Consider the following 23,551-nt stretch of genomic DNA (forward strand, 5'->3'; position numbering starts at 1 on the left):
CATTTTTTTGTTTGGCCAGAACCTGACCGCGTCTCATTGATTGAAGACAATTCAAGAGAATCGAGAAGGATCGGGACATGCGAACAGAGCGAATTGCGCTGGGGCTGGCGCTTGCGGTTGGCGGGATGGTCGCGCAAGGCGCGGCCTTCGCGCAGGAAAATCGCGGCACCGTCGAGCAGCAGATGGCCTGCACGCCGGATGTCTGGCGTTTGTGCAGCGATCAGATTCCGGATGTGAACCGCATCACGGCTTGTTTGCAACAGAACACGCCGCAACTCTCCTCCGCCTGTCGGGCGGTGTTCCAGTCCAACAATCAGATGCCGCCGCCGCAGCCCGTCCCGCGCGGCCGGGCTGTGCCGCCGCCGCGCTATAACGCGGCGCCACCGCCGCCGCGACCTGACGATGACGACGACTGAAGCATGATCCGGACCCGAAGGGCCGCGTTAGCGCAAAGTGCGCAGCGGTAAGCGCGAAGATGCGCTCGCACCACCTCGTTCAGCGCTCCCCCTTGCTGTCCGACTCAGGTCGATGCCGGAGCGCTGTCCGCAACAGGGCACCGAAGAGTATTGCTGCGACTGGCCAGTGGAACCAGATCTTGTGCATGCCGGTGAAAACGTTGATCAGAATCAGAAAGGTCGACACGGTGAGGGCCGCTGCAACCGGGCGGGGCAGCTTGGCCAGCCAATCCGAGACGGCACCCATCCACGAGGATGGCTCGTGCCCGTCGCGGTGTACGGCGCCAGTCTCTGAACCCGCAACTGCGCCCTGAGTCTGGCGTTCGCCAGGCGGAAAGCTCCTTGCTTGAGCCGTTTGGCCGCTCATGGTCACACGATAGCTGGTCATGGGAGCAATGTTTTTCATTGGACGCTGGCCGAGACAGTCGAAGCCAACAGATAATTTGTTGTGCACTTGATCATAGGCGGAGCTGGAGATGACGATGCCACCGGGTTCGGCAAGTTCTTGCAGACGCGCCGCGATATTGACCCCGTCTCCATAAAGATCGGAACCATCCACCATCACGTCGCCGAGATTAACACCGATGCGAAAACGCATCGGTGGAGGTGGGTCCGAATCCTGGTTGGAAAGCTCCTGCTGAATCTCGACCGCGCATTGCACGGCCTCGACGACGCTGGCGAACTCGGCGATCACGGCATCGCCCCAGGTATTCACGATGCGGCCGTCATGACGCTGGACCAATCCCGCAATGGCCGTGCGGTAGCGGCGGAGCGTCTCCAACGTTCCCGTCTCGTCTGCCTCCATGAGGCGAGAATAGCCGTGCACATCAGCGCACAGCACGGTGGTCAGTCGTCGTTTCACCTTGTCGTCGGTCATGGTTCGTATCGTAGCCTTCCTGACAGGCAAATGCATCAGGCATCCGGCAGCCGCCTTAAGGTCTGACCTCGCAGACATCGACCCATTCGGCCGCGGTCAGCTCGGCCATCCGCTCGGGCGTGATGCGCACGGCGCTGTGGGTCGAGCCTGCGGCCGGCACCACGACGTCGAACGCCTTCAGCGAGACGTCGCAATAGACCGGCAGCGGCGACTTCAGCCCGAACGGGCAGACGCCGCCGACCTCGTGGCCGGTGATCTCGGCGACCTCTTCCAGCCCCAGCATCTTCGGCTTGCCGCCGAACTGTGCCTTCACCTTTTTGTTGTCCATGCGCGACGTGCCGGCGGCGACGATCAGGATCACGCGCTCGCCGACGCGCAAGGACAGCGTCTTGGCGATCATGCCGGGCTCGACGCCATAGGCTTCGGCGGCAAGCGGCACTGTGGCCGAGCTGATCGGCGATTCCATCACGGTGATGTCGGGGGCTTTCTCGGCGAAGAAGGCGCGAACGGATTCCAGGCTCATTCCAGTCAGCTCATGCAAGTCTCACGGGCGGGCGACGATCCCCGGGTCATCCCTAGAGATGATCCCGGGTAGCTCGGACAGCGCGCGGACGCGATGATCCGGCGCAAATCCGAGCTCATCCATCTGGGTGCGGATCGCCTTGAACATGGTGAGCGGTGCCACGAGTTCGTTCTCGACGCAAGCCAGCGCCATCGCCTCGGGCGTCACCCGTTCGATCCAGGCGACGTTCAATCCGAACGACTTTGCGCCCGCGACGTCCCACGGATTTGAGGAGACGAACAGAACCTCGTTCGGCGCGGTGCCCAGCACTTCGCCGATCAGTTCATAGGCCTCGGGGCTCGGCTTGAAGATCTTCTTCGCATCGACGCTGATGGTGGCATCGAGCAGGCGATCGAGACCGCTGTTGCGCACGAGCACATCGAGCATGTCCGGGCTGCCGTTGGAGAGGATGGCAAGCTTGTGCGGCTTCAGCCCGGTGAGCGCGCCTGTCGCGTCCGGATAGAGATCGAGATGCAGATATTTCTCGATGACGCGCTCGAATGCGTCGCCCTCATAGGTAAGCCCGAGGATGCGCAGCGTATAGGCGAGCGAGTCGCGCGTGACGGCAGAAAAATCCTGGTAGCGCCGCATCAGCGAGCGCAACCAGGTGTATTCGAGCTGCTTGATACGCCAGACCTGCGTGATGATTTCGCCATAGCCCGGAAACGCATCCTCGGTGATCTCCGCGACCGACTGGATGTCGTAGAGCGTCCCGTAGGCGTCGAAGACGACGGCTTTGAGGCTCATTGGCTCGCTCCTTTGGGATCTTTGCGGGGGCGCACGGACAATACCGAAACGGCCCGGTGCGCGACAAGGTCGGAACCTTCTTCAAAAAATCGTCACCCCGTCGACCTCGCGCAGCAGATTGACACTGCCGCCGGCAGGCGTTTAATTCGGGGCACGGGGATTTGCGATCTCCCCGCGAGGCGACATGCCCAAGTATCGCGTCCTGATCACCAAGGACGCTGCATGTCTTCTTTCATCTCGATCTCATCAGAGAAATTGTCCCGTCAATTGGTGCCGCCAGCGCGCCGACCCTCGTCGATGTCCGTATCGACGAGGGCCGCGCGGTCTATTTGCGCACGCGACAAGACGGCGAGCACCAAGAGCTAGCGAACACACGGGGCACGTTGGGGACGACAATCAAGTGGAGGACTCCATGACCACGAATACCGACCGCCGAGACTTCATTAGGGGCGTGGGGGCCGCCGCGGCATCGACCGCAATACTCGCGGGGACGCAAGCCCTTGCGCAAGCCAATCAGCCAACAGGAGCCAAGCCAATGACATACCAGGCCAAGCCGATGCCGTTCGATCCGAAATCCATTGCCGGCATCTCGGAGAAGGTGCTCGTCAGCCACTACGAGAACAACTATGTCGGCGCCGTAAAGCGACTCAACGCGATCGGAACGCAACTCGCCGAGCTTGACTTCGCGAAAGCTCCGAACTTCGTCATCAACGGCCTGAAGCGCGAGGAACTCGTCGCGTCAAACTCGATGATCCTCCATGAAATCTATTTCGACGGGCTCGGCGGTGCCGGCAAGCCGAGTACACCACTTGCCGACGCGATCGCGCGCGATTTCGGCAGCATGGAGCGGTGGCGCGCGGAGTTCTCCGCCATGGGCAAGGCCGAAGGCGGCGGCTCCGGCTGGGTGATTCTTTCCTACTCGCCGCGCGACAAGCGGCTGGTCAATCAGTGGGCCGCGGACCACACGACGACGCTGGCCGGCGGACGTCCCGTGCTGGTGCTCGACATGTATGAGCACGCCTATCACATGGATTATGGCGCCGCGGCCGCGAAATATGTCGACATCTACATGGAAGCGATCAAATGGGACAACGCTGCAACACTGTACGATCAATACAGGCGGGAAGCTTAGACGTTGTGCAAAAAATGAGCGTGGCGTTCTTGGGGGCGGCGTTGTTCCCATTGTTGGTGGAAGGAAATGCGATGGCAGAAGCTGTAAATTTTGACAACGCAGCAACCGGCGCAGCGCCCGAAGGCTGGACTCTGACGATGACGGGTCGTGGCCAGCCCAAATGGACGGTCGAGGTGGAGTCGACGGCGCCAAGCAAGCCGAACGTCCTGAAACAATCCGGTCAGGCGACGTTTCCAGTGGCGCTCAGGAACGGCACCAGCATCCTAGACGGGTTCGTCGAGGTCAAGTTCAAGGCGATTGCAGGTTCCGAGGATCGTGCGGCTGGTATTGTCTGGCGCGCAAAGGATGCCGACAATTACTATGTCGTGCGGGCCAACGCGCTTGAAGACAATGTTGTGCTCTACAAGACGATCAAGGGTGTTCGCAGCGCGCTCAATATCGTCGGCCGGAAAGGCGGCTATGGCGTCAAGGTATCGGTGCCACCAGGTCAATGGCATTCCCTACGTTGCGAATTCGCGGGAAAGCTATTCAAGGTGACGTATGACGGCAGGCCGATGTTCGAGGTCGAGGACGAATCGATCAGGGACGCCGGCATGATCGGCTTGTGGACCAAGGCCGACAGTGTCACCGTATTCGACGACCTGACATACGGTGCGCTGAATTAGGCTAACGTCGGCGTAGGCGTCGAAGGCGACGGCTTTGATCGTCACGCTGACCTCTTCGTTAGATCCCCAGCAGCTTGCGCGCGTTGGCCTTCAGCACCTTCGGCCGGATTTCGTCACGGATGTCGATCTTGGCAAAGTCCGACAGCCAGCGGTCCGGCGTGATCACCGGCCAGTCCGAGCCGAACAGCATCTTATCCTGGAGGATCGAGTTGATATAGCGCACCAGGATCGGCGGGAAATATTTCGGCGACCATCCGGAGAGGTCGATATAGACGTTCGGCTTGTGGGTCGCGACCGACAGCGCTTCTTCCTGCCAGGGGAAGGAGGGATGGGCGAGGATGATCTTGAGGTCGGGGAAATCCGCGGCCACATCGTCCATGTACATCGGGTTGGAAAATTTCAGCCGCATCCCCATGCCGCCCGGCATGCCCGAGCCGACGCCGGTCTGGCCGGTGTGGAACAGCGCGATCGCGCCGCCATTGTTGATCTCTTCGTAGAGCGGATAGGCCATGCGGTCATTGGCGTAGAAGCCCTGCATGGTCGGATGGAATTTGAAGCCGCGGACGCCGTATTCCTCGATCAGCTTGCGTGCCTCGCGCACCCCGAGCTTGCCCTTGTGCGGATCGATCGAGACGAAGGGGATGAGGACGTCGAGATGGTCGGAGGCGATCTCCAGCATCTCCTCATTTTTGTAGCGGCGGAAGCCGGTCTCGCGTTCGGCATCGACCGGAAAGATTACGGCCGCGATGTTCTTCGAGCGGTAATACGCCGCGGTCTCCGGCACGGTCGGCGGATGCTTGTGCGGCGACTTGAAATAGTCCGCCATCTGGGCCTGGAAGTCGTCATAGCCGTCGTCGGGATGGGTGCCGCAGGGCTCCTCGGCATGGGTGTGGATGTCGATGGCGACGACGTCGTCGATATTGGGCAGCTTCAGCTTCGGCATTGGTTTCCTCCCGACCGGTTGCCAAATTGATTATATCATATAACGAATTTAGCAAGGCGTCGTCGCGAGCTGGGAAAATGGCCGATCCGGCCGTTTTCTACTTTGCATGGGGTTGTTTTCCAGAATTTAGTCGGCTGGGGGCGGGGCAGTTAACATTGACATCCGGTGCTCGCATGCCTTAAGAACCGCCCCGTCCCGGGCGGTCGGTCCGCCAGCGGGAAAAATCTCATTTTGCCACATTCGCGCGTGCCGAAACGGTAGTGCCGAACACGGCCTTTCGAACGTTCAGGATTCTGCCATGAAGGTCCGTAACTCGCTGAAATCGCTGCGCGGTCGCCATCGCGCCAACCGCCTGGTCCGCCGCAAGGGCCGGGTCTATGTGATCAACAAGGTGCAGCGCCGCTTCAAGGCTCGCCAGGGCTGATTGCCCTCGCGGACGCCTTACGCGCTCCCCGCAAGACCACGGTCTCACACGAGTTTGACGCCGCCCTGCTTTGCAAGGGCGGCTTTGCGCGTTTAGACTTCGGCCATGGCAGTGAGATTCCTTTTCGCGCGCACCCTCTCCATGGTTCTCGGTCTGGCCCTCGCTCTGGGAGCCGCCGGCGTCGCGCCGGCCTTGGCGCAGGACGCTCCGGCCCCGCCGGCGAAGCAGCAGAAGAAGCTGCCCGAGGCGCCTGCCAAGTTGCCCAAGGTCGACCGCACCAAGAATCTCGATTTCCTGTTCGGCGCGCTGAAGGCCGCCCCTGACGAGGACAGCGCCAAGCATGTCGAGGCGCGGATCTGGGCGATCTGGATCCAGACCCCGAGCGACACTGCGGCGCTGTTGATGGCGCGGGCCAAGGCCGCGGTCGACGCGCAGAAGATCGACATCGCGATCAAGCTGCTGGATGCCGTCATCAAGCTCAGGCCCGATTACATCGAGGCCTGGAACCGGCGCGCCACGCTCTACTACATGCAGAACGACTATGGCCGTTCGCTTGCCGACATCCAGCAAGTGCTGATCCGGGAGCCCCGCCATTTCGGCGCGCTCGCAGGCCTCGGCATGATCATGCAGGAAGTCGGCGACGAGAAGCGTGCGCTCGAGGCCTATCGCAAGGCGCTCGCCGTCAATCCGCATCTCGACAAGATCCCCGACCAAGTCAAGTCGCTGACCGAAAAGGTCGAAGGCCGCGACATCTAGAGCACGATCCGGAAAAGTGTGTAGCGGTTTTCCGAGAAGATCGTGCTCAAACAATAAGTGACAACTCGATCATTTTTCGAGCGGTTGCGGCGCGCGGGGATTAACCACGATCACATGGATCACGCTGCGAGGGGTATTGTCGGCGCGCCAGCAGGCCTACCTGCATGGCAGGAGCACATGCCATGCCGCGTTTGATCTTTGCTTGTAGCTTGCTGTTGGCGTCGGGGACGATGAGCCTGGCCGACGGAATGTTCTGGGTGGTCGGCAATCGCGCCACCGGCAAATGCAACATCGTGACCAGCAATCCGGTCATCGACGGCAACATCTGGTTCGGCGACGGTCCCTACAAGTCCAAGGACGATGCCAAGCTCGCCCGCTCGACCATCCGTGCCTGTCCCGCGCCCACCGCCGACGAGCAAAAGGCCGAGGACGGCACGAACTAGTGCAGGGCGCTGCCGCCGCGCTCAGTGAGGCCGTGATCGGCCGCTGCGGCATAAGCCTTTGCAAGCTCCGTCTCGAGATGCTCGTTGATCAGGAGCAGCGCCCGCACGGCACCGCGCAAGTCGCCGTTGCAGCTCGCGACGATCTCGTCGATTGCAGTCTCGTTCGATCTGAAGCTCATCGAAAATCCTCCGGTTCAAACCAGGACAAATCCTGCCGGTCTTTCCCGCGTCCCTGGGGTTGCGAGGAGGATCGGCGCCCATCCGCGTCTAGATGGCGGAACCGACCGTGGCGATTATAAGGAAGGTGCGATGACGGCCGCATGAAGCTGGTCCGAGGCTTGCGTGCCGACAAGGGGTGTCGTTGATTTCATTGCGTTTTTACGGATCTAGATTATGCACATATCCACAGCCCCGGCGTTTACAGTGGCCCGCGGACCGAAACTGCTGCCCGCCAGACCGTAGCTGCCATGTGCCCTGGATTGCCCGGACTCTCTCGATGATCGTGATGTCAGTCGTGACGGCGCTGGCTTTGCTGGCGCTGGTCACGCAGGCCGGTGTCGTTGCCGTGCAGCGCGCCTTTCCGCCGCAGGGCCGGATGATCGAGGTCGAGGGCGCGACGCTTCACGTCGTCGATATCGGCCCGCGCGATGCGGGCCTGCCGATCGTGATGCTGCATGGCGCGAGCTCCAATCTCGAAGTGATGCGGCATCCCCTCGGCGAACTTCTCGCCAGGGAGCATCGCGTCATCCTGATCGACCGTCCCGGCCATGGCTGGAGCACGCGCGCGAGACGGCAGGATTCGACGCCGGAGATCCAGGCGCGGATGATCAATGATGCGCTCGGCAAGCTTGGCATCGATCGCGCGATCTTCGTCGTGCATTCCTGGAGCGGTGCGCTCGGCGCGCGGCTCGCGCTCGATCATCCCCGCCGCGTCGCCGGCCTCGTGATGCTGGCGCCTGTCACCCATCCCTGGCACGGCGGCGTCGGCCGCTACAACGAGATCATCGCAACGCCATTGATCGGTCTGCTGCTCGCCTACACCGTCACGCTGCCGCTGGGGTATTTCATCGCCGAGGCCGGTGCGCGCAATGTCTTCCTGCCGCAAATCATGCCGGACGGCTTTGTGAAGGACTCCGCGACGCCGCTGCTGCTGCGTCCGCGCGAGTTCATCGCCAATGCCTACGATCTGGTGACGCTGAAGGCGTCGGTGGCCGGGCAAGTCGCGCGCTACGGCGAGATCAAGGCGCCGGTCACGATCATCGCCGGCGAGCCCGACAAGACGGTGAAGACCGACATTCACGCGCGCCCGTTCGCTGCGATGGTGCCGAATGCCAAGCTGATCGTGCTGCCCGATCTCGGCCACATGGTGCAGAACGCCGTGCCGGATCTCGTGAAGACCGAAATCGAGACGATGATCGGTCAGATCGTTCCCCTGAAGGCGGTGAGCGGCTAGGCGGCCTTCTTTGCGATCGGCTTGGCGCGCTCGATCCGTTTGCGTTCGCGCGGCGAGTTCATGGCATCCCAAAGATCGGTGCGGCGCTGGACGTTCAGCCAGAAATCCGGGCTATTGCCAAAGACGCGGGCGAGAATGAGAGCCGTTGCAGCGGTCACGTTCCGGCGATCGTTGCAAAGCTCATTGACGTGCTTGCGCTGCACACCCATGGCCTCGGCCAGGGCTCCCTGGGTCAGGCCAAGGGGCTCCATGAATTCTTCCGTTAGAATCTGCCCGACCGTTACAGGCTTGCGCTTGGTCATCAGCATGCGGTTCGCCTATCTATAGCTATGATTGTCCAAGTAGACGTTTTCCGCCTTACCCTGTCCGCTGGACCATCGAAAGACCAGCCGCCACTGCTTGTTCACGCGGATCGAGTGTTGTCCCGCCAGATTGCCGCGCAGCTTCTCGAAATGATTGCTTGGGGGCACCCGCAGGTCCTGATCCGACGTCGCGTCGTCGAGCATCTGAAGCTTGCGAAAAAGTCTGTCCTGGAGATCAGCGGGAATCTGCCTTGATCTGACGTCGTCGATGAAGAAGGCGCGCAGCCATTCGTCACGGAAACCCGAGATCATCAGCAAGCCCCGCCGGTTGAAGCATTGTACCATATGGTGGTACATGCGGGCAATATCTCAAAACCGGCGGGAACTCATCTCGAAATGAGCCCGAGTGGGCTGTCAGCCCTTATCCGCTACTGCTTGATTTTCCCGTCCTTGTCGAACTGCGAGACATAGGTCCAGAGATTGTTGATCTCGGTCTCGTTCTTGATGCCGGCGAACGCCATCTTGGTGCCGGGGATCTTGGCCTTGGGGTCCTTGATGTATTCCTTGAACTGCGCCTCGCCCCACGTGATGCCGGAATTCTTGTTCGCGTCCGAATAATTGTAGTCCGGTGCGGTGCCGGACTTGCGGCCGTCGAGGCCGTTGAGCTCGGGGCCGACCTTGTTCTTGGCGCCTTCGCCGATCGCATGGCAGGCCAGGCATTTGTTGAAGGACGATTTGCCGGCCGCGGCATCCTGCGCCATCGCGGTGGAGGCCGTGGCAGTGACGGTGAGGATCATCAGCGCGCCAATAGTCAGTTTTTTCATAGGGTGCTCTTCGTCTCTTTCCCGGTGGGCTGTTATCTGGTCGGCAATCGTCGGACCTTGCCGGTTTTGGCACGGCCCGCTCGGCTTGGACAAGCCACGAAACCATGACAGGTTTCATGATTTCCTACTTGTCCCAGAGCGAACTCGCGCAAGATCGCGGCTCGACTCGGGGATGGCCTACCCAAACCACCGCGGACGTGGTTGATTTGTCGCAACAAATCGATCACACGGCGGAAGCCGGAAGGACAAGCCATGAAGGGTATATTATGGCCATCATGATGCCTGCGAGCGACCAGGCGGTGCTCGCGCGCCGCGCTGAGATCGTGGCTGCATTGCGCGCGATTGTGCCCGGCGAAGGCGTGATCGACAGCGCCGCCGAGATGCGGGCCTATGAATCCGACGGGCTGACCGCCTATCGGCAGCCGCCGATGGTCGTGGTCTTGCCGGATACGACCGAACAGGTCTCGCTGGTCCTGAAATATTGCGCAGGGCAGGGCATCAAGGTGGTGCCGCGCGGCTCCGGGACGTCGCTGTCCGGCGGCGCGCTGCCGCTGGAAGACGGCGTGCTGCTCGGCCTCGGCAAATTCAAGCGCATCCGCGAGATCGATTTCGACAATCGCGCCGTGGTCACCGAGCCCGGCGTCACCAATCTCGCGATCAGCCAGGCGGTCGCGCACGCCGGCTTTTATTACGCGCCCGATCCGTCCTCGCAGATCGCCTGCTCGATCGGTGGCAATGTCGCGGAGAATTCCGGCGGCGTGCACTGCCTGAAATACGGCATGACCACCAACAACGTGCTCGGTTGCGAGATCGTGCTGATGAGCGGCGAGATTTTGCGCATCGGCGGCAAGTCGGCGGAAAACTCCGGCTACGATCTGATGGGCGTCATCACCGGCTCCGAAGGCCTGCTCGGCGTCATCACCGAGATCACGGTGCGCATCCTGCAAAAGCCGGAGACGGCGCGCGCGCTGATGGTCGGGTTCGCGCAGGTCGAGGCGGCCGGCGAATGCGTGGCCCGCATCATCGGCGCCGGCATCATTCCCGGCGGCATGGAGATGATGGACAAGCCCGCGATCCATGCCGCGGAGGCCTTCGTCCATGCCGGCTATCCGCTCGATGTCGAGGCGCTCCTCATCATCGAGCTCGACGGTCCCTCCGTCGAGGTCGACGAGCTGATCACGCGTGTCGAGACGATCGCAAACGGCTGCGGTTCGACCACCTGCCAGATTTCGACCTCGGAAGCCGAGCGCAATTTGTTCTGGGCCGGCCGCAAAGCGGCGTTCCCCGCCGTGGGCCGCATCTCGCCCGACTATCTCTGCATGGACGGCACGATTCCCCGCGGCGCGCTGCCGAAGGCGCTGGCGCGCATCCGCGAGCTCTCGGAAAAATACCAGCTCGGCTGTGCCAACGTGTTTCACGCCGGCGACGGCAATCTGCACCCCCTGATCCTCTACGACGCCAACAAGCCCGGCGAGATCGAACGCGCCGAAGCGTTCGGCGCCGACATCCTGCGCGCCTGCGTCGAGTTCGGCGGCGTGCTCACCGGCGAGCACGGCGTCGGCATCGAGAAGCGCGACCTGATGCCGGAGATGTTCAGCGAGATCGACCTCAACCAGCAGCAGCGGCTGAAATGCGCCTTCGATGCGCAGGGCCTGCTCAACCCCGGAAAAGTGTTTCCGACCTTGCACCGCTGCGCCGAGCTCGGCCGCGTCCATGTGCACGCCGGCAAGCTGGCATTTCCGGACATTCCGCGGTTCTGAGGGCCGGAATGTCCGGCATGGTGGATATTGCGATAGGTGCCACGGACGAAGCGCCAACCAGGTCGCGAACGAAATCGCGGCTCCTGTTCATCGACAACATCCGCTGGTCGATGATCATTCTCGTGCTGAGCATGCACGCCTGCGACACCTATAGCCCGTTCGGCAATTGGTACTATGTGGACCGGCAGGCGATCGGCTTTGGCGCGGCGCTGGCCTTTGGCATTTACCAGAGCTTCCTCCAGGCCTTCTTCATGGCGGCGCTGTTCTTCATCGCCGGCTATTTCGCCGCCGGCGCCTTCGATCGGAAGGGATTTTCGCGATTTGCGCGTGACCGGCTGGTCAGGCTGGGCTTGCCGACCTTGCTCTACATGTTCGTGATCGGTCCGCTCACGCAGTATTTTCTCTCATGGACCTGGGGCAATGGCGGCTTCGGCCATCAATGGCTGACCCATCTCAGGGACGGCGAGTGGCTCTCTGAAACCGGGCCGATGTGGTTCTGCGCGGTGCTGCTGCTGTTCTCGCTTCTCTATGGCCTGATCCGCCAGGCCGGATGGCGGGAGCCGCAGGTTGGACTGCGCGGTCCGGCGATCGTTCTATTTGTTGCAGCCATGGCGACGGCCACCTTTGCCGTTCGCGTCGCGATCCATGCCGATGCCTCCGTGCTCAACGTTCACCCCGGCGACATCCCGCAATACGCCCTCATGTTCGCAGCCGGCGCCTTCGGCTATCGCGGCAATTGGATGCTTGGTGTCGCCGAGCGGTCCTGCATCCGGTGGGGATCGCTTGCGCTGTCGCTCTCCGTGTCGCTGTTCGCGGCGCTGGTCGCGTTCGGCGGCGGCTTGAGCGGCGATACGACGCTCTATGCCGGCGGCTTCAATCTCGTCAGCGCCGGAAAGTGCCTGTGGGAAGCGCTGGTCTGCGTCGGCATGGGTCTGTTGATGCTGGCTGTCTACCGCCGCTACTTCGATGCGCAGGGACGGGTCGCCAAATGGCTCTCCGACAATGCGTTCAGGGTCTATCTGATCCATCCGCCGATCCTGATCGGCTTCGCCCTGCTTCTGCACGCGGCGCCGATGGGCGCGATCGCAAAGGTGTCGCTGTTGACGTTGCTTGCGGCCGCCGGCAGCTTCGCAGTGTCGGCCTGGATTTTGCGCAGATCGCCGCTGCGCGCGATCATCTAGCACTGGGCACCGCGGCTCGAGCCGCGGTGCCTGGGCCGACAAAGCTTACATCACAAGGCTTACATCAATGCGTATTGCGTGCGCTCGCGCCGTGCCAGCAATGGCAAGGCCTGACCGGCGATGTAGGTCTTGAAATGTGCGCTCTCCTGATGCGCCTTGAAGGCGGCTTCGTCGCGGAACAGCTCGTAGAACAGGAACTGGGCCGGATTGTCCTGGGCACGGCTGATCAGGAACAGTTTCACGCCCGGTTCGCCTTGTGCTTCCGGCAGGAAGCCGCGCAGGATCTCGGCGACCCTGTCGGCCTCCTCCAGCTTGGCCTCCCATTGCGCCACGACCAGAAGGCCGCCGCCGCTGATCGCTTCATCGATCGTTCGCTGGTTCTGTTGGGTCAATGGAACTCCTTTTGCGCATCGCCCCGCGGTCGCAACGGGCGTGGGGACAATTCGATCAATAGCGAAATTTGAAACAGAATGGTTCGATGGAGACCGAATGAGAATGTCGCGGTGCTCTCTGACCCTCATGCTGAGGAGCCAGGGCCGTCGACGTGTCGCTGCGAGGCGTCGGGAAATTTGATTTCCGCCTCGAATTTCGCTACCGGCTGATGGGTGGATACGCTCAAGGTACGAGACGCCAAAGACGTCGAAGAGGTGGTGCGCGCGGCGATTGCCAACGAGCAGCCGCTCGAGATCATCGGCCATGGCAGCAAGCGCAGCATTGGGCACACCATGGCGACCAACGCCGTGCTCGATCTCTCCGCGCTGAGCGCGGTGACCTCCTACGAGCCCAATGAGCTGATCGTCACGCTTCAGGCTGGCGCGCCGGTCGCCGACGTACTTTCGCTGATCGATTCCAAGAACCAGCAATTCGCCTTCGAGCCGATGAACACCGCGCCGCTGCTTGGCACGCCGGCGCTCGGGACCATCGGCGGCATGATCTCGGCTGGCCTCGCCGGCCCGCGACGGATCAAGGCGGGTGGGGCGCGCGACCATCTGCTGGGAGCGCATGCCGTCTCCGGCTTTGGCGACAGCTTCAAGACCGGCGGCAAGGTGGTGAAGAACGTCACCGGTTACGACCTCTGCAAGCTGCTGGCGGGGTCCTGGGGCACCCTGTCTGTCATGACCGAGGTTACGTTGAAGGTGATGCCCAAGCCGGAAGCCGAGCGGACGCTGCTGCTCCCCGGGCTCGACGATGCCGCCGCCAACAAGGCGATGACCGCGGCGCTCGGCTCGCCCTTCGACGTCTCCGCTGCCGCCCACCTGCCGAAATCGGCATTCCGGTCCAGGACCGACGGACTTACCGACGGACTTACCGATGGACTTGGCGATATCGCAGGCCAGGGCGAGGCGCTGACCTTGCTGCGGCTCGAAGGCATCACGGCCTCCGCCGCCCACCGCGCCGGCTCGCTGCGCGAATTGCTGGCGCCCTTTGGAACCGCAACCCTGATCGAGGACGCGGCGTCGTCAGCGCTGTGGGCCACCATCCGCGATGTCCTGCCGTTCGCGGCCGGCGGCGCGCTGGGCGCCTGGCCGGTGTGGCGGATCGTCTGTCCCCCGGCGTCAGGTGCGGCACTCGGCGCGCAATTGGCGCACGAGACCGGCGGCGACGTCATCTACGATTGGGGCGGCGGCCTGATCTGGGCAGCGCTGCCACCGAAGGGCGATGCGCATGCGCCAAGCGTGCGCCTGCGCACCAACGCCGTTGGCGGGCATGCCACCCTGATCAGGGCGGCCGAGGACGTCAGGCGCAGTGTCGATGTGTTCCATCCACAAGCTCCGGGCGTCACCGCCCTCAGCGAGCGGGTCCGCGCCGGCTTCGATCCAAAAACCATTCTGAACCGGGGACGGCTGACGCGGGGCACTGCGACATGAAGACCGAATTCTCACTCGCGCAGCTCGCCGATCCCGACATCGCGGAAGCCGACAAAATCCTCCGCGCCTGCGTCCATTGCGGCTTCTGCACCGCAACCTGCCCGACCTACGTGCTGCTCGGCGACGAGCTCGATAGCCCGCGCGGTCGCATCTACCTGATCAAGGAGATGCTGGAGAAGGACCAGGCGCCGACCGCCGAGGTGGTCAAGCATGTCGACCGCTGCCTGTCCTGCCTTGCCTGCATGACGACCTGCCCGTCCGGGGTGAACTACATGCACCTCGTCGACCAGGCCCGGGTCAGGATCGAGCAGCGTTATCAGCGGCCGCTGACCGAGCGGTTGTTGCGCCAGGTGCTGGCCTTTGTCCTGCCCGACCCGCAGCGGTTTCGCATCAGCATGCAGCTCGCGCGGCTGGCCCGGCCCTTGGCTGTCTTCCTGCCCACCCCGCGGCCGTCGGCCACGCCCGGCCTGATCCAGCGGATCAAGGCGATGCTGGCGCTGGCTCCGAACCGGCTGCCGCCGCCAGGCCCCGCCGCCGGCAGCGTGTTCGCGGCGCTCGGCAAGAAGCGTGGTCGGGTCGCGTTGCTCCAGGGCTGCGCCCAGCAGGTGCTGGCGCCACGCATCAACCAGGCCGCCATCAGCCTTCTCACCCGCCACGGCATCGAGGTCGTGCTGGTCAAGGACGAGCAATGCTGCGGCGCGCTCACCCATCACCTCGGCCACGACCATGATGCGCTGGCGCGGGCCCGCGCCAATGTCGCGGCATGGCAGAAAGAGGCGGCAGGCGAGGGGCTCGACGCCATCCTGGTGACGGCTTCCGGCTGCGGCACGGTGATCAAGGACTACGGCTATCTCCTGCGCGAGGATCGCGCGCTTGCCACTGACGCCGCGCGGGTCTCCGCACTCACAAAGGACATCACCGAATATGTCGCCGCTCTCGGACTCGCACCGACGACGCGACAAGACAACATCGTCGTCGCCTATCACTCCGCATGTTCGTTGCAGCACGGGCAGAAAATCACGGGCCTTCCGAAAGAATTGCTTTCCAAGAATGGATTCGTGGTGAAAGATGTGCCCGAGAGCCATTTGTGTTGCGGTTCGGCGGGGACCTACAACATTCTCCAGCCCGACCTTGCGGGCAGGTTGCGCGATCGCAAGGTCGCCAACATCGCGAGCGTCAAGCCGGACATGATTGCCGCGGGCAATATCGGCTGCATGGTGCAGATTGCCAGTGGCACGTCAGTTCCGGTCGTGCACACGATTGAGCTTCTCGATTGGGCTACGGGCGGGTCGCGGCCGGCATTGAATTCGTCGAGCTGAGCTTTCGTCCCGGGGTGACGGCCGAAGACGCCCGATCGACCATTGTTCGGCGGCAACAGGAGGACCACGATGGCGAAAGCGAAGAAGAAAAAAAGCAAGAAGGCCAAAAAGGCCAAGAAGGTTGTAGCGGCGAAGAAGGCGACGAAGAAGAAGGCTGGCAAGAAGTCCGCCAAGAAGGCGGCGAAGAAGTCGGCAAAGAAATCTGCCAAGAAGGCCGCACCGAAGAAGGCTGCCAAGAAGACGGCGAAGAAGGCTGCGGTGAAGAAGGCGGCGCCGAAGAAGACCGCGAAGAAAGCGGCACCGAAGAAGGCGAAGGCAGCTCCCGCGCCGAAGCCGGTAGCTCCGGTGGCGGCGCCGGCTCCCGAGCCGGCAGCCGAGACAAGCTGGGCGATGCCTTCGTCTTCTGCGGAACCGACGCCGGCCGAGGGCCAGAGCTAGGTCAAGATCAGGCCAAGGCCTGGCTGGGTCCAGTCCCAACCACGATTTGACGGTTACGAAGGCCGCAGCGGTGACGCTGCGGCCTTTTTGCATCGCCGTTACGGCTTGCCGGCGGCTGCCGCTTTTTGAGTCATCCTGATTCGTAGCGCGCACGCCACGGGCCAGCAGGCCACGTAGAATCCCGGCCCCTCTGCGCACTTTGGAGTGAAAATAATGTGATCGAGAAGCAACACCGTCTGACAACCTTTCGTGGAATCGTCAGAACGCCCAAAAAGTCGGCAGATGCCCGTGTTTTTTGCTTCACGGTTCACATCCCTCAATACAAATTGCAGCAGTAACGAAATTTGCAATCAGGTCGGGTGGCCCGGGGGGCTTCCGGAACTCGACTGGGATCTAAGAACTGGTGATGGGGATTGAAATGAAAAAAGTGGCTTTGTTGGCAACGGCGCTGGCAATGGTGGCGACGGGTTCGGCTTTCGCGGCAGATCTGCATGTGAAGGCCCTGAAGGCTCCGCCGCCGCCCGCGTTTGATCCTTGGGATATCGCCTTCGGCGGCGCGATCATGAACGACTACATCTTCCGCGGCGTGACCCAGTCGAACCACAAGCCGTCGGTCGCCGCCTATTTCGAGCCCCGCTACAACGTCACCAAGGATCTCCAGCTGTACGCCGGCGTGTCCGCGGAGAGCATCTCCTTCGCCAACCGCGCTGCGGCAGAGGTCGACATCTACGGCGGTATCCGCCCGACCTTCGGTGCCTTCGCCTTCGATATCGGCATTTGGGGCTATCTGTATCCGGGCGGGAGCTGCGCCGACAACACCCTCACCGGCGGCATTCCGGGCGGCAACGTCTGCGGAATCAGCACGACCACGATCTTCCTCGCCGACGGCAACGTCATGAAGAAGGACGTCAGCTTCTTCGAAGTCTACGGCAAGCTGAACTACACCATCAACGACAACTGGGCGGTCGGCGCGACCGAGTACTACTCGCCGAACTTCCTGAACTCGGGCGCTTGGGGCAACTACGCCTCGGTGACCGCCAAGTATACGGCACCGAGCACGATTTTCGGCTCCTCGGGCGTCGGCCTGTACGCGTCGGGTGAATTCGGTCGGCAGTGGTTCGGCACCTCGGACGCCTTCTACGGCACCGGTGTCGGCACCGTTTTCGCCAACGGTATCCCCTACAAGGACTACTACACCTGGAACATCGGCGTCGGCTTCACCTACAAGGTGTTCACGCTGGACCTGCGTTACTCCGACACCAACCTGAACAAGGGTGATTGTAACGCCTTCACCAGCGCCTTCAACGCGACCGGCACGACCAGCGTCACCCCGATCAACCCTGGCGGTGCTGGCTCGAACTGGTGCGGTGCGGCTGGTGTTGCCAAGCTGTCCTTCGACCTGACGGCGATGAGCAACCTGAAGTAAGTTTCTTCCCGAAGCGACTTGACGAGGGCGGCAGAGCAATCTGCCGCCCTTTTGCTTTGTCCGCGAGACCTGTGGACTTTGCTTCAAGCGGTCCTGTTGGCAGGGCTATCGCAAACGCCGCGAGTTGGGCGTCTTCGGTGTCGTAGGTCTCTCCACAAACTCGTCATGCCCGGGCTTGTCCCGGGCATCCACGTTCTTGGGCACCGTGTGCGCGGGTTGCGCGTCGGTGGCCGGGACAAGCCCGGCCATGACAATGTGGGACCGCTGTGCCCAAAGCCCGCCTCTCAGCGCACCGCGCTCGGCTCGGGCTGGGCCGGCTTGCCGGCATCGCCGAGGACGTGGATATCGCCGTCCGCCACCATCGTCACCTTGCGGGTGTGGAAGGCGTCGAGCGTCGAACGGTGGCCGATCGAGACGATGGTGGCCCGCGGCAGCTTCTCCTCCAGCAGCCGATAGAGCCGGGCCTCGGAGGGCTCGTCGAGCGAGGCGGTGGCCTCGTCCAGGAACAGATAGTCCGGCGCATGCAGCAGCGCGCGGGCAAGCCCCAGGCGCTGCTGCTCACCGAGCGACAGCATCCGGTTCCAGTGGCCATCCTCGTTGAGCCGCTCGGCGAGGTTAGGCAGGCCGACCGCCAGCAGCGCGTCCTTGATCTGCTCGGGCGCGAAACTACCGCGCTCGGCAGGATAGACCACGGCATCGCCGAGCGGGCCGATCGGGAAATAGGGGCGTTGTGGCAGCATCATGAGCTTGGCCTTCCCGGGGACGGCGATGTTGCCCGTGCCGAACGGCCAGATGCCCGCGACGGCGCGGAACAGCGTCGATTTGCCGGAGCCGGACGGCCCTGTGACCAGCACCCGCTCGGAGGGGCGGATGGCGAAAGCGTCGACCGAGACCAGCGGCTTGCCGTTGGGCAGTTTCACCAGCAACTGCTCGAGCGCGATTGCCGCGCCGCCGGCGGACGGCGCGAGGCCGATGGTCGGCTCGTGCTCGGCGAGATGAGCGGCGGAGCTGACCGACATCTCGAAGCCGTCGAGACGGGCGACCACCGAGCGCCACTCTGCGATCGTGCGGTAAGCTGTCACGAAGAACGACAGCGCATCCTGTACGGTGCCGAATGCCGAGCCGGTCTGCATCATGTCGCCGAGCTGGATGCTCTTGGCGAAATAGGCCGGAGCCACCACCACATAGGGAAAGATCACCGCGGCCTGCCCATAGCTCGCAGTGAAGGTGGTGAGGCGCTTGGTCCGGCTCATGATCGCGTACCAGTTCTCGATCACGGATGCGAAGCGGCGCAAGAGTCCCTCGCGTTCGGCGCTCTCTCCCTTGAGCAGAGCGATCTGTTCGGAATTCTCGCGCACCCGCATCAGGTTGAAACGGAAGTCTGCTTCATAGCGCTGCTGCTCGAAATAGAGGTTGATGAGCGGTGCGCCCACCCAGTGCGTCAATGCCGTACCCAGGATCGCGTAAGCCAGCGCACACCAGACCAGGAAGCCGGGAATGACGAGATCGGTGCCGAAAATATGCAAGGGCGCCTTGTTGGACAGTCCCCACAGGATCACCATGAACGACGCCAGCGTAACGATCGACGAGAGCAGACCCAAACCAATGCTGAGTGTCTGCTCGACGAAATTCTTGACGTCATCAGTGATGCGCTGGTCGGGGTTATCGGCCGCATCGCCCTTGAGCTGCATCCGATAATGCGTGGCGTCTTTGAGCCATTCACCGAGATAGCGTCGCGTCAGCCATTGCCGCCAGCGGATCTGAAGCCACTGGTTGAGGTAGAGCTTGTAGACCTGGAGCGCGATATAGATGGAAGCGAGGATGAGGAAGATCCAAATCTCCCTGACGAAATTATCGAGCTCATACCCCTGAATCGCGTTGAAAAACCGGTTCTGCCACTGGCTGAGCAGGACATTGACCGCGACCAGCACCAACTCCATCGCGATCACCGCGGCCAAGAGGCCACGGCCAGCCCATTTATCCTCCGATCGGAAATAAGGACCGGCGATTCGCCAGACGGTCGCGAGCGTGGCGCTGATGTTCTTCACAGAGCTTTGTCTCCTGCGGGGATGTGCGCAAATGCCTGGAGCCAAATGGCTGAGGCAATGGCGGGAATAAGCGCGCTTAGACTAAAGTCGCAAGTTGTGCAATTTGCGTTGGCTTGTCGCGGCTTGCAACCCTAGCATGGGCTTTAACGGCGCGGGGTGGGGGCCTCCGGGACTTCGCGAGCTTGTGAGCGGGCGGGAACAGCCGCATTCGCAAGTCGTTCGCTTCAGGTTCAAAGGCACACTTCACCACCACGCCAGGCAGGCTCCGCCGTCCACGCTGGCCGGCCTGCCACATAAACGCGTGGGGGAGGAAGACCATGTGGAATCAAGTCTATGATCCGCTGAACAGCCCTGTGCTGTCGACGATCGCGGCGGCGGTGCCCGTGATCACGTTGCTGGTCCTGATCGCGAGCGGACGCGTTCAGGCTCACATTGCTGCCGTCATTGCGGTGATCGTGACCAATTTGATCACCATTCAGGTGTTTGGCATGCCCACGGGCATGTCGATCCGCGCCTCGATCCTCGGCATCGTGACCGGCTTCTTTCCGATCGGCTGGATCGTCCTCAATGTCATCTTCCTCTACCAGGTGACGGTGGCGACCGGCCGCTTCGAGCTCTTGAAGCGTGCGGTCGGCGGCGTCACCGAGGACCGGCGGCTGCAACTTCTGCTGATCGCCTTCTCCTTCGGCGCCTTCTTCGAGGGCGCTTCGGGCTTCGGCACGCCGGTGGCGATCACCGGTGCCGTGCTGATCGGCCTCGGCTTCTCGCCGCTCGCGGCCTCCGGCCTGTCGCTGATCGCCAACACCGCGCCGGTCGCTTTTGGTGCGCTCGGCACGCCGATCCAGGGCCTCGCCTCGGTCACCGGGCTCGATCCCTACATCCTCGGCGCGATGGTCGGGCGGCAACTGCCGATCTTTTCGCTGATCGTGCCGTTCTGGGTGGTGTGGGCGTTCGCGGGCTGGAAGGGCATGAAGGACGTCTGGCCGGCGATCCTCGTCACCGGCGTGTCGTTCGCGGTCCCGCAATTCGTGATCTCCAATTTCGTCAATCCCTGGATCGTCGACATCGGCGCGTCGCTGATCTCGATGGGCGCGCTGATCCTGTTCTTGAAAGTATGGCAGCCCCGGCAGCTCTGGCTGTCGCCGGCGCTGCGCGGCCGCGACGAATCGACCGCCACCATGGCCGCGACCAAGCCGCTCGACAAAACCCCGCTGACGCAGGGCGAGCTGTTCAGCGCACTGTTGCCGTGGATCATCGTCTGCATCGTGATGCTGATCTGGGGCAATGGCGGCTTCAAGACCTGGGCGAACGGCATCTTCACCTGGAACTATCCCGTTCCCGAGCTGCATCAGATGATCAACAAGGTGCCGCCGGTTGCGCCAGGACCGACGAAGGAGAGCGCCGTGTTCGGCTTCACCTATTTGTCGTTCACCGGCACGGGCCTGCTGATCGCAGCGATCATCTCGGGCTTCCTGATGGGCGTCGGGCCCGGCAGGTTGCTGGTCGAATATGGCCGCACCATTCGGCTCTGCGCGATCTCGCTGATCACGATCTCGGCGATGCTTGCGATCGGCACGCTCACGCGTCTGTCCGGCGTCGACGCGACGCTCGGCTTGGCGTTCGCCGCAACCGGGGTGCTCTATCCCTTCTTCGGCACACTGCTCGGCTGGCTTGGTGTGGCGCTGACCGGGTCGGACACGTCGTCGAATATCCTGTTCGGCAACCTCCAGAAGATCACCTCCGAACAGCTCGGCCTGTCGCCGATCCTGATGGCGGCGGCGAACTCCTCCGGCGGCGTGATGGGCAAGATGATCGACGCGCAATCGATCGTGGTCGCGTCTACCGCGACCAACTGGTACGGCCACGAGGGCACGATCCTGCGTTTCGTGTTCTGGCACTCGATCGTGCTGGCCTCGCTGGTCGGCGTGTTCGTGACGTTGCAGGCCTATGTCTGGCCGTTCACGGCGATGGTCCTGAAGTAGCGGGCGACGCCCAGTTTCGACGCAAATCCCCGCGGGGTTGCTCGCTCCCGCGGGGATTTTTGCGACTTGAATCGACGAACCTTCTCAAAGGCTTCGCCGTCTTATAGAAGACCCGGAAAATCGGGTTGGTCGAGAGGTCTCATGGTTTCGTTCAAGCGGATGGTATGTGCGGCGGCCGCGGTGCTTGCGATGTCCACTGTCGCGCGTGCGGAAGAGGGCTTTCCCTTCGGCACCGAGATGACATTGGAGGCGGTGCCGCAGCCCGGCTCGAAACGGATCCCGAATATCGAGATCGGCGACAATGGCGAGGTCGTGCTGGAGCTCTGGTGCAAGGGCGGCAAGGGCCAGTTTTCCGTTGCCGGCAACACTGTGATCTTCGTCCCCGGCCAGATCCAGGACCGTTCCTGCCCACAGGCAAAGGCCCAGGCCGACGACGACCTCGTCGCGGCGCTCGCAGCCGTCGAGACCTGGAAGCGTCAGGGCGACGTGCTCACGCTGATCGGCCCAAAGCCGCTGCGCTTTCGCGCCAACGGGAATTAGCTCTCTCGCTGTCATTCCCCGCGCAGGCGGGGAATCCAGTACGCCGCGGCCTCTCTATTCAATCACAACTGTCTCAGAGTACTGGATCGCCCGGTCAAGCCGGGCGATGACTGAGAGGGGGTGTCTGCGCCTACTTCCACACCGACTTGTCGGCGTCCCAGCGCTGGCCCTTCAGCTCCTTGGCCAGCGCCTCGACCGAGCCGTTGTCGTCAGCCTGGTCGCTTTCCTCGTCGGCTGCCGCTTCGTCGGACAAATTGAGCTTTGCGCCGGTACTCTCATCGGTGGTCGTGGTTGAGGGGTTGCCGATCCAGAGCATCAACTTGTCGGTCGTCCCCGGCTTGTCGGCGGAGGCGAGGGCTGCGACCTCGATCGTGTCGGTGAGTTCGAGCGCCGGGAAATCCTGGTTCGGCCGCTTGAAGACGAGCTTGAGCTTGCCGGTGGCGGGGCTGAAGTTTTGCGAGACCGGCTTGGCTGCGAGCGTCCTGCTCAGCACGCCCGCGACCGCGGTCGCGAGCTTGTCACGGTTGATCTTGTCGCCGTCGCGCCAGTCGGCTGCGGCGATGCGGATGGAGCGATCCATCTCGGTCATCCCGGAGGTCCAGCCTGCGGCGGTGACGCCCGGCGTCGCCTTGAATTTCGCGAGCAGCGCGGCTGCGCGCTCCGGATCGACCGACATGTTGATGGTCTGCTCGCCGGCGCGCAGCGCGTCGCAGCCGACGGTCAGGCTCGCCAGCGTCACCTCGATGTCCTGACCCCTAAGGCTCTTCAGGAAGTCGGTCGCCGCATCCAGCTTGACCTTGACCGCGATTGCTTCCGGCGAGACTTCGGTAAAATCCTTCGGCTGCGGCGTGATGCCGTCATCGGTGGTCTGGTTGTCCAGAAATTCCTTCTCGCTGAGATCGGAATTGTCGGGCGAGGCGACCTCGGTCATGACCTGGCCGATGCCGATCTGGCCGCGGAATTCGAAGGTGTCGCCGGTCGGCTTGCGCGCGAGCTTGACGGTGACCGGTGCCTTCTCGCCAAGGCTCTGCGTCGTGCCGGTCAGCGTCTGGCCCGCGACCTGGAGATTGACGACGAAGCGGTCCTTGCGGTCGGAATTCTTTGCGACGGGGTAGCAGACGTCGAGCACGGCCGCCGTGACGATCTTGCCGGACCGCGTCTCCTTCAGGATCACGTCGGCATTGCCGTCCATCAGCCCGTCGATCGAGGTGAAATAGCGCGTCTCCATCCCACCGGGCGCCGTCGCCTTCGGCGACAGCTTCATCTGGGCGGAGGCGACTTCGGGCGAGACGGCAAGCAGAGCCGCCAAAAGGGCTGTTGAGCAAACCAGAAGCGCGCGCATCGACGAATTCCTCGAGCAATGGAGCATGATTCGGACCCGGAGGACCGCGTTAGCGCAAAGTGTG

At 62.8% G+C, this 23,551-nt stretch carries 26 protein-coding genes; 15 read left to right on the forward strand and 11 right to left on the reverse strand.

The features are described from left to right. Positions 1-77 precede the first annotated feature (77 nt). Positions 78-416: a hypothetical protein gene (locus UB31_RS14865; RefSeq protein WP_045003927.1), complete on the forward strand. Its 339-nt coding sequence runs from the start codon at positions 78-80 to the stop codon at positions 414-416. Between the two features lie 79 nt (positions 417-495). On the opposite strand, the gene UB31_RS14870 is transcribed toward UB31_RS14865, so the two are convergent. Genes UB31_RS14870 through UB31_RS14880 form a run of 3 tightly spaced genes read right to left on the reverse strand, consistent with a single transcriptional unit; the run spans position 496 to position 2,641 of the window. Beyond that, positions 496-1,332 (reverse strand): adenylate/guanylate cyclase domain-containing protein, encoded by an 837-nt coding sequence (locus UB31_RS14870; protein WP_045003926.1) that lies wholly within the window; start codon positions 1,330-1,332, stop codon positions 496-498. A 55-nt stretch (positions 1,333-1,387) separates the two neighbouring features. Further along, positions 1,388-1,855 (reverse strand): YbaK/EbsC family protein, encoded by a 468-nt coding sequence (locus UB31_RS14875; RefSeq protein WP_045011352.1) that lies wholly within the window; start codon positions 1,853-1,855, stop codon positions 1,388-1,390. Positions 1,856-1,876: 21 nt separating this feature from the next. Then, complete coding sequence (locus tag UB31_RS14880) at positions 1,877-2,641, reverse strand: haloacid dehalogenase type II (protein ID WP_045003922.1); 765 nt, start codon at positions 2,639-2,641, stop codon at positions 1,877-1,879. Between the two features lie 535 nt (positions 2,642-3,176). Between UB31_RS14880 and UB31_RS14885 the strand changes: the two genes are divergently transcribed. Together UB31_RS14885 and UB31_RS14890 are read left to right on the forward strand one after the other, a co-directional pair. Continuing rightward, positions 3,177-3,773, forward strand: coding sequence for a superoxide dismutase (locus UB31_RS14885; RefSeq protein ID WP_045011353.1), 597 nt, complete (start codon positions 3,177-3,179; stop codon positions 3,771-3,773). A 14-nt stretch (positions 3,774-3,787) separates the two neighbouring features. Beyond that, positions 3,788-4,438: a hypothetical protein gene (locus UB31_RS14890; protein ID WP_045011354.1), complete on the forward strand. Its 651-nt coding sequence runs from the start codon at positions 3,788-3,790 to the stop codon at positions 4,436-4,438. 58 nt (positions 4,439-4,496) lie between these two features. On the opposite strand, the gene UB31_RS14895 is transcribed toward UB31_RS14890, so the two are convergent. Next, the gene (locus UB31_RS14895; protein WP_045003916.1) at positions 4,497-5,381 is read right to left on the reverse strand and encodes an amidohydrolase family protein; all 885 of its coding nucleotides are present in this window, start codon (positions 5,379-5,381) and stop codon (positions 4,497-4,499) included. Between the two features lie 298 nt (positions 5,382-5,679). On the opposite strand from UB31_RS14895, the gene ykgO reads away from it, so the two are divergent. The 3 genes from ykgO to UB31_RS14910 all read left to right on the forward strand — a co-directional run bounded on the left by ykgO (position 5,680) and on the right by UB31_RS14910 (position 7,004). Next, entirely contained in the window at positions 5,680-5,805 is a 126-nt protein-coding gene (gene ykgO, locus UB31_RS14900; RefSeq protein ID WP_006611362.1) for a type B 50S ribosomal protein L36, read from the forward strand. 105 nt (positions 5,806-5,910) lie between these two features. Further along, on the forward strand, positions 5,911-6,561 hold the full coding sequence (locus tag UB31_RS14905) for a tetratricopeptide repeat protein (protein WP_045011355.1): 651 nt from the start codon (positions 5,911-5,913) through the stop codon (positions 6,559-6,561). A gap of 182 nt (positions 6,562-6,743) precedes the next feature. Next, complete coding sequence (locus UB31_RS14910; RefSeq protein WP_045011356.1) at positions 6,744-7,004, forward strand: hypothetical protein; 261 nt, start codon at positions 6,744-6,746, stop codon at positions 7,002-7,004. Here UB31_RS14910 and UB31_RS14915 read toward each other — a convergent pair. Continuing rightward, on the reverse strand, positions 7,001-7,183 hold the full coding sequence (locus UB31_RS14915) for a hypothetical protein (RefSeq protein ID WP_045003906.1): 183 nt from the start codon (positions 7,181-7,183) through the stop codon (positions 7,001-7,003). The two genes, UB31_RS14910 and UB31_RS14915, sit on opposite strands and share 4 nt — an antisense overlap. Before the next feature lie 317 nt (positions 7,184-7,500). Here UB31_RS14915 and UB31_RS14920 point away from each other — a divergent pair, with 317 nt between their 5' ends. Next, a complete protein-coding gene (locus UB31_RS14920; RefSeq protein WP_045011357.1) occupies positions 7,501-8,457 on the forward strand; it encodes an alpha/beta fold hydrolase in 957 nt (318 codons plus the stop codon). Here the strand turns inward: UB31_RS14920 and UB31_RS14925 are convergent. The 3 genes from UB31_RS14925 to cycA form a co-directional block, all read right to left on the reverse strand. Then, positions 8,454-8,765, reverse strand: a complete 312-nt coding sequence (locus UB31_RS14925; RefSeq protein WP_045011358.1) for a HigA family addiction module antitoxin — start codon at positions 8,763-8,765, stop codon at positions 8,454-8,456. The genes UB31_RS14920 and UB31_RS14925 overlap by 4 nt on opposite strands. A gap of 9 nt (positions 8,766-8,774) precedes the next feature. Then, positions 8,775-9,071 (reverse strand): type II toxin-antitoxin system RelE/ParE family toxin, encoded by a 297-nt coding sequence (locus tag UB31_RS14930; protein ID WP_045011441.1) that lies wholly within the window; start codon positions 9,069-9,071, stop codon positions 8,775-8,777. A gap of 116 nt (positions 9,072-9,187) precedes the next feature. Continuing rightward, positions 9,188-9,583 (reverse strand): cytochrome c-550 CycA, encoded by a 396-nt coding sequence (gene cycA, locus UB31_RS14935; protein ID WP_045011359.1) that lies wholly within the window; start codon positions 9,581-9,583, stop codon positions 9,188-9,190. Between the two features lie 266 nt (positions 9,584-9,849). On the opposite strand from cycA, the gene UB31_RS14940 reads away from it, so the two are divergent. Both UB31_RS14940 and UB31_RS14945 read left to right on the forward strand, forming a co-directional pair. Beyond that, positions 9,850-11,343 carry an FAD-linked oxidase C-terminal domain-containing protein gene (locus UB31_RS14940; protein ID WP_045011360.1) on the forward strand — a complete coding sequence of 498 codons (1,494 nt, stop codon included), beginning with the start codon at positions 9,850-9,852 and terminating at the stop codon, positions 11,341-11,343. Between the two features lie 8 nt (positions 11,344-11,351). Continuing rightward, positions 11,352-12,524 (forward strand): acyltransferase family protein, encoded by a 1,173-nt coding sequence (locus UB31_RS14945; RefSeq protein ID WP_045011361.1) that lies wholly within the window; start codon positions 11,352-11,354, stop codon positions 12,522-12,524. Positions 12,525-12,583: 59 nt separating this feature from the next. Here UB31_RS14945 and UB31_RS14950 read toward each other — a convergent pair whose 3' ends face one another. Next, the gene (locus UB31_RS14950; protein WP_045011362.1) at positions 12,584-12,916 is read right to left on the reverse strand and encodes a putative quinol monooxygenase; all 333 of its coding nucleotides are present in this window, start codon (positions 12,914-12,916) and stop codon (positions 12,584-12,586) included. Positions 12,917-13,129: 213 nt separating this feature from the next. Between UB31_RS14950 and UB31_RS14955 the strand changes: the two genes are divergently transcribed. The 4 genes from UB31_RS14955 to UB31_RS14970 all read left to right on the forward strand — a co-directional run bounded on the left by UB31_RS14955 (position 13,130) and on the right by UB31_RS14970 (position 17,575). After that, positions 13,130-14,392: an FAD-binding protein gene (locus UB31_RS14955; protein ID WP_045011363.1), complete on the forward strand. Its 1,263-nt coding sequence runs from the start codon at positions 13,130-13,132 to the stop codon at positions 14,390-14,392. Next, a complete protein-coding gene (gene glcF / locus UB31_RS14960; RefSeq protein WP_045011364.1) occupies positions 14,389-15,711 on the forward strand; it encodes a glycolate oxidase subunit GlcF in 1,323 nt (440 codons plus the stop codon). The genes UB31_RS14955 and glcF overlap by 4 nt, the downstream gene beginning before the upstream one ends. 69 nt (positions 15,712-15,780) lie before the next feature. After that, positions 15,781-16,149, forward strand: a complete 369-nt coding sequence (locus UB31_RS14965) for a hypothetical protein (protein WP_045011365.1) — start codon at positions 15,781-15,783, stop codon at positions 16,147-16,149. 418 nt (positions 16,150-16,567) lie between these two features. Next, positions 16,568-17,575, forward strand: coding sequence for a TorF family putative porin (locus tag UB31_RS14970; protein WP_045004240.1), 1,008 nt, complete (start codon positions 16,568-16,570; stop codon positions 17,573-17,575). Between the two features lie 284 nt (positions 17,576-17,859). Here the strand turns inward: UB31_RS14970 and UB31_RS14975 are convergent, their stop codons facing one another. Continuing rightward, positions 17,860-19,623: an ABC transporter ATP-binding protein/permease gene (locus UB31_RS14975; RefSeq protein WP_045011366.1), complete on the reverse strand. Its 1,764-nt coding sequence runs from the start codon at positions 19,621-19,623 to the stop codon at positions 17,860-17,862. A gap of 317 nt (positions 19,624-19,940) precedes the next feature. Between UB31_RS14975 and UB31_RS14980 the strand changes: the two genes are divergently transcribed. Next, positions 19,941-21,605, forward strand: a complete 1,665-nt coding sequence (locus tag UB31_RS14980; protein ID WP_045011367.1) for an L-lactate permease — start codon at positions 19,941-19,943, stop codon at positions 21,603-21,605. Between the two features lie 141 nt (positions 21,606-21,746). Then, the gene (locus tag UB31_RS14985) at positions 21,747-22,145 is read left to right on the forward strand and encodes an META domain-containing protein (RefSeq protein WP_045011368.1); all 399 of its coding nucleotides are present in this window, start codon (positions 21,747-21,749) and stop codon (positions 22,143-22,145) included. Positions 22,146-22,275: 130 nt separating this feature from the next. On the opposite strand, the gene UB31_RS14990 is transcribed toward UB31_RS14985, so the two are convergent. Further along, positions 22,276-23,487 carry a hypothetical protein gene (locus tag UB31_RS14990; protein WP_045011369.1) on the reverse strand — a complete coding sequence of 404 codons (1,212 nt, stop codon included), beginning with the start codon at positions 23,485-23,487 and terminating at the stop codon, positions 22,276-22,278. Positions 23,488-23,551 lie beyond the last annotated feature (64 nt).

Origin of the sequence: Bradyrhizobium sp. LTSP849, from assembly GCF_000938255.1 — a bacterium.
GTDB lineage: Bacteria > Pseudomonadota > Alphaproteobacteria > Rhizobiales > Xanthobacteraceae > Bradyrhizobium.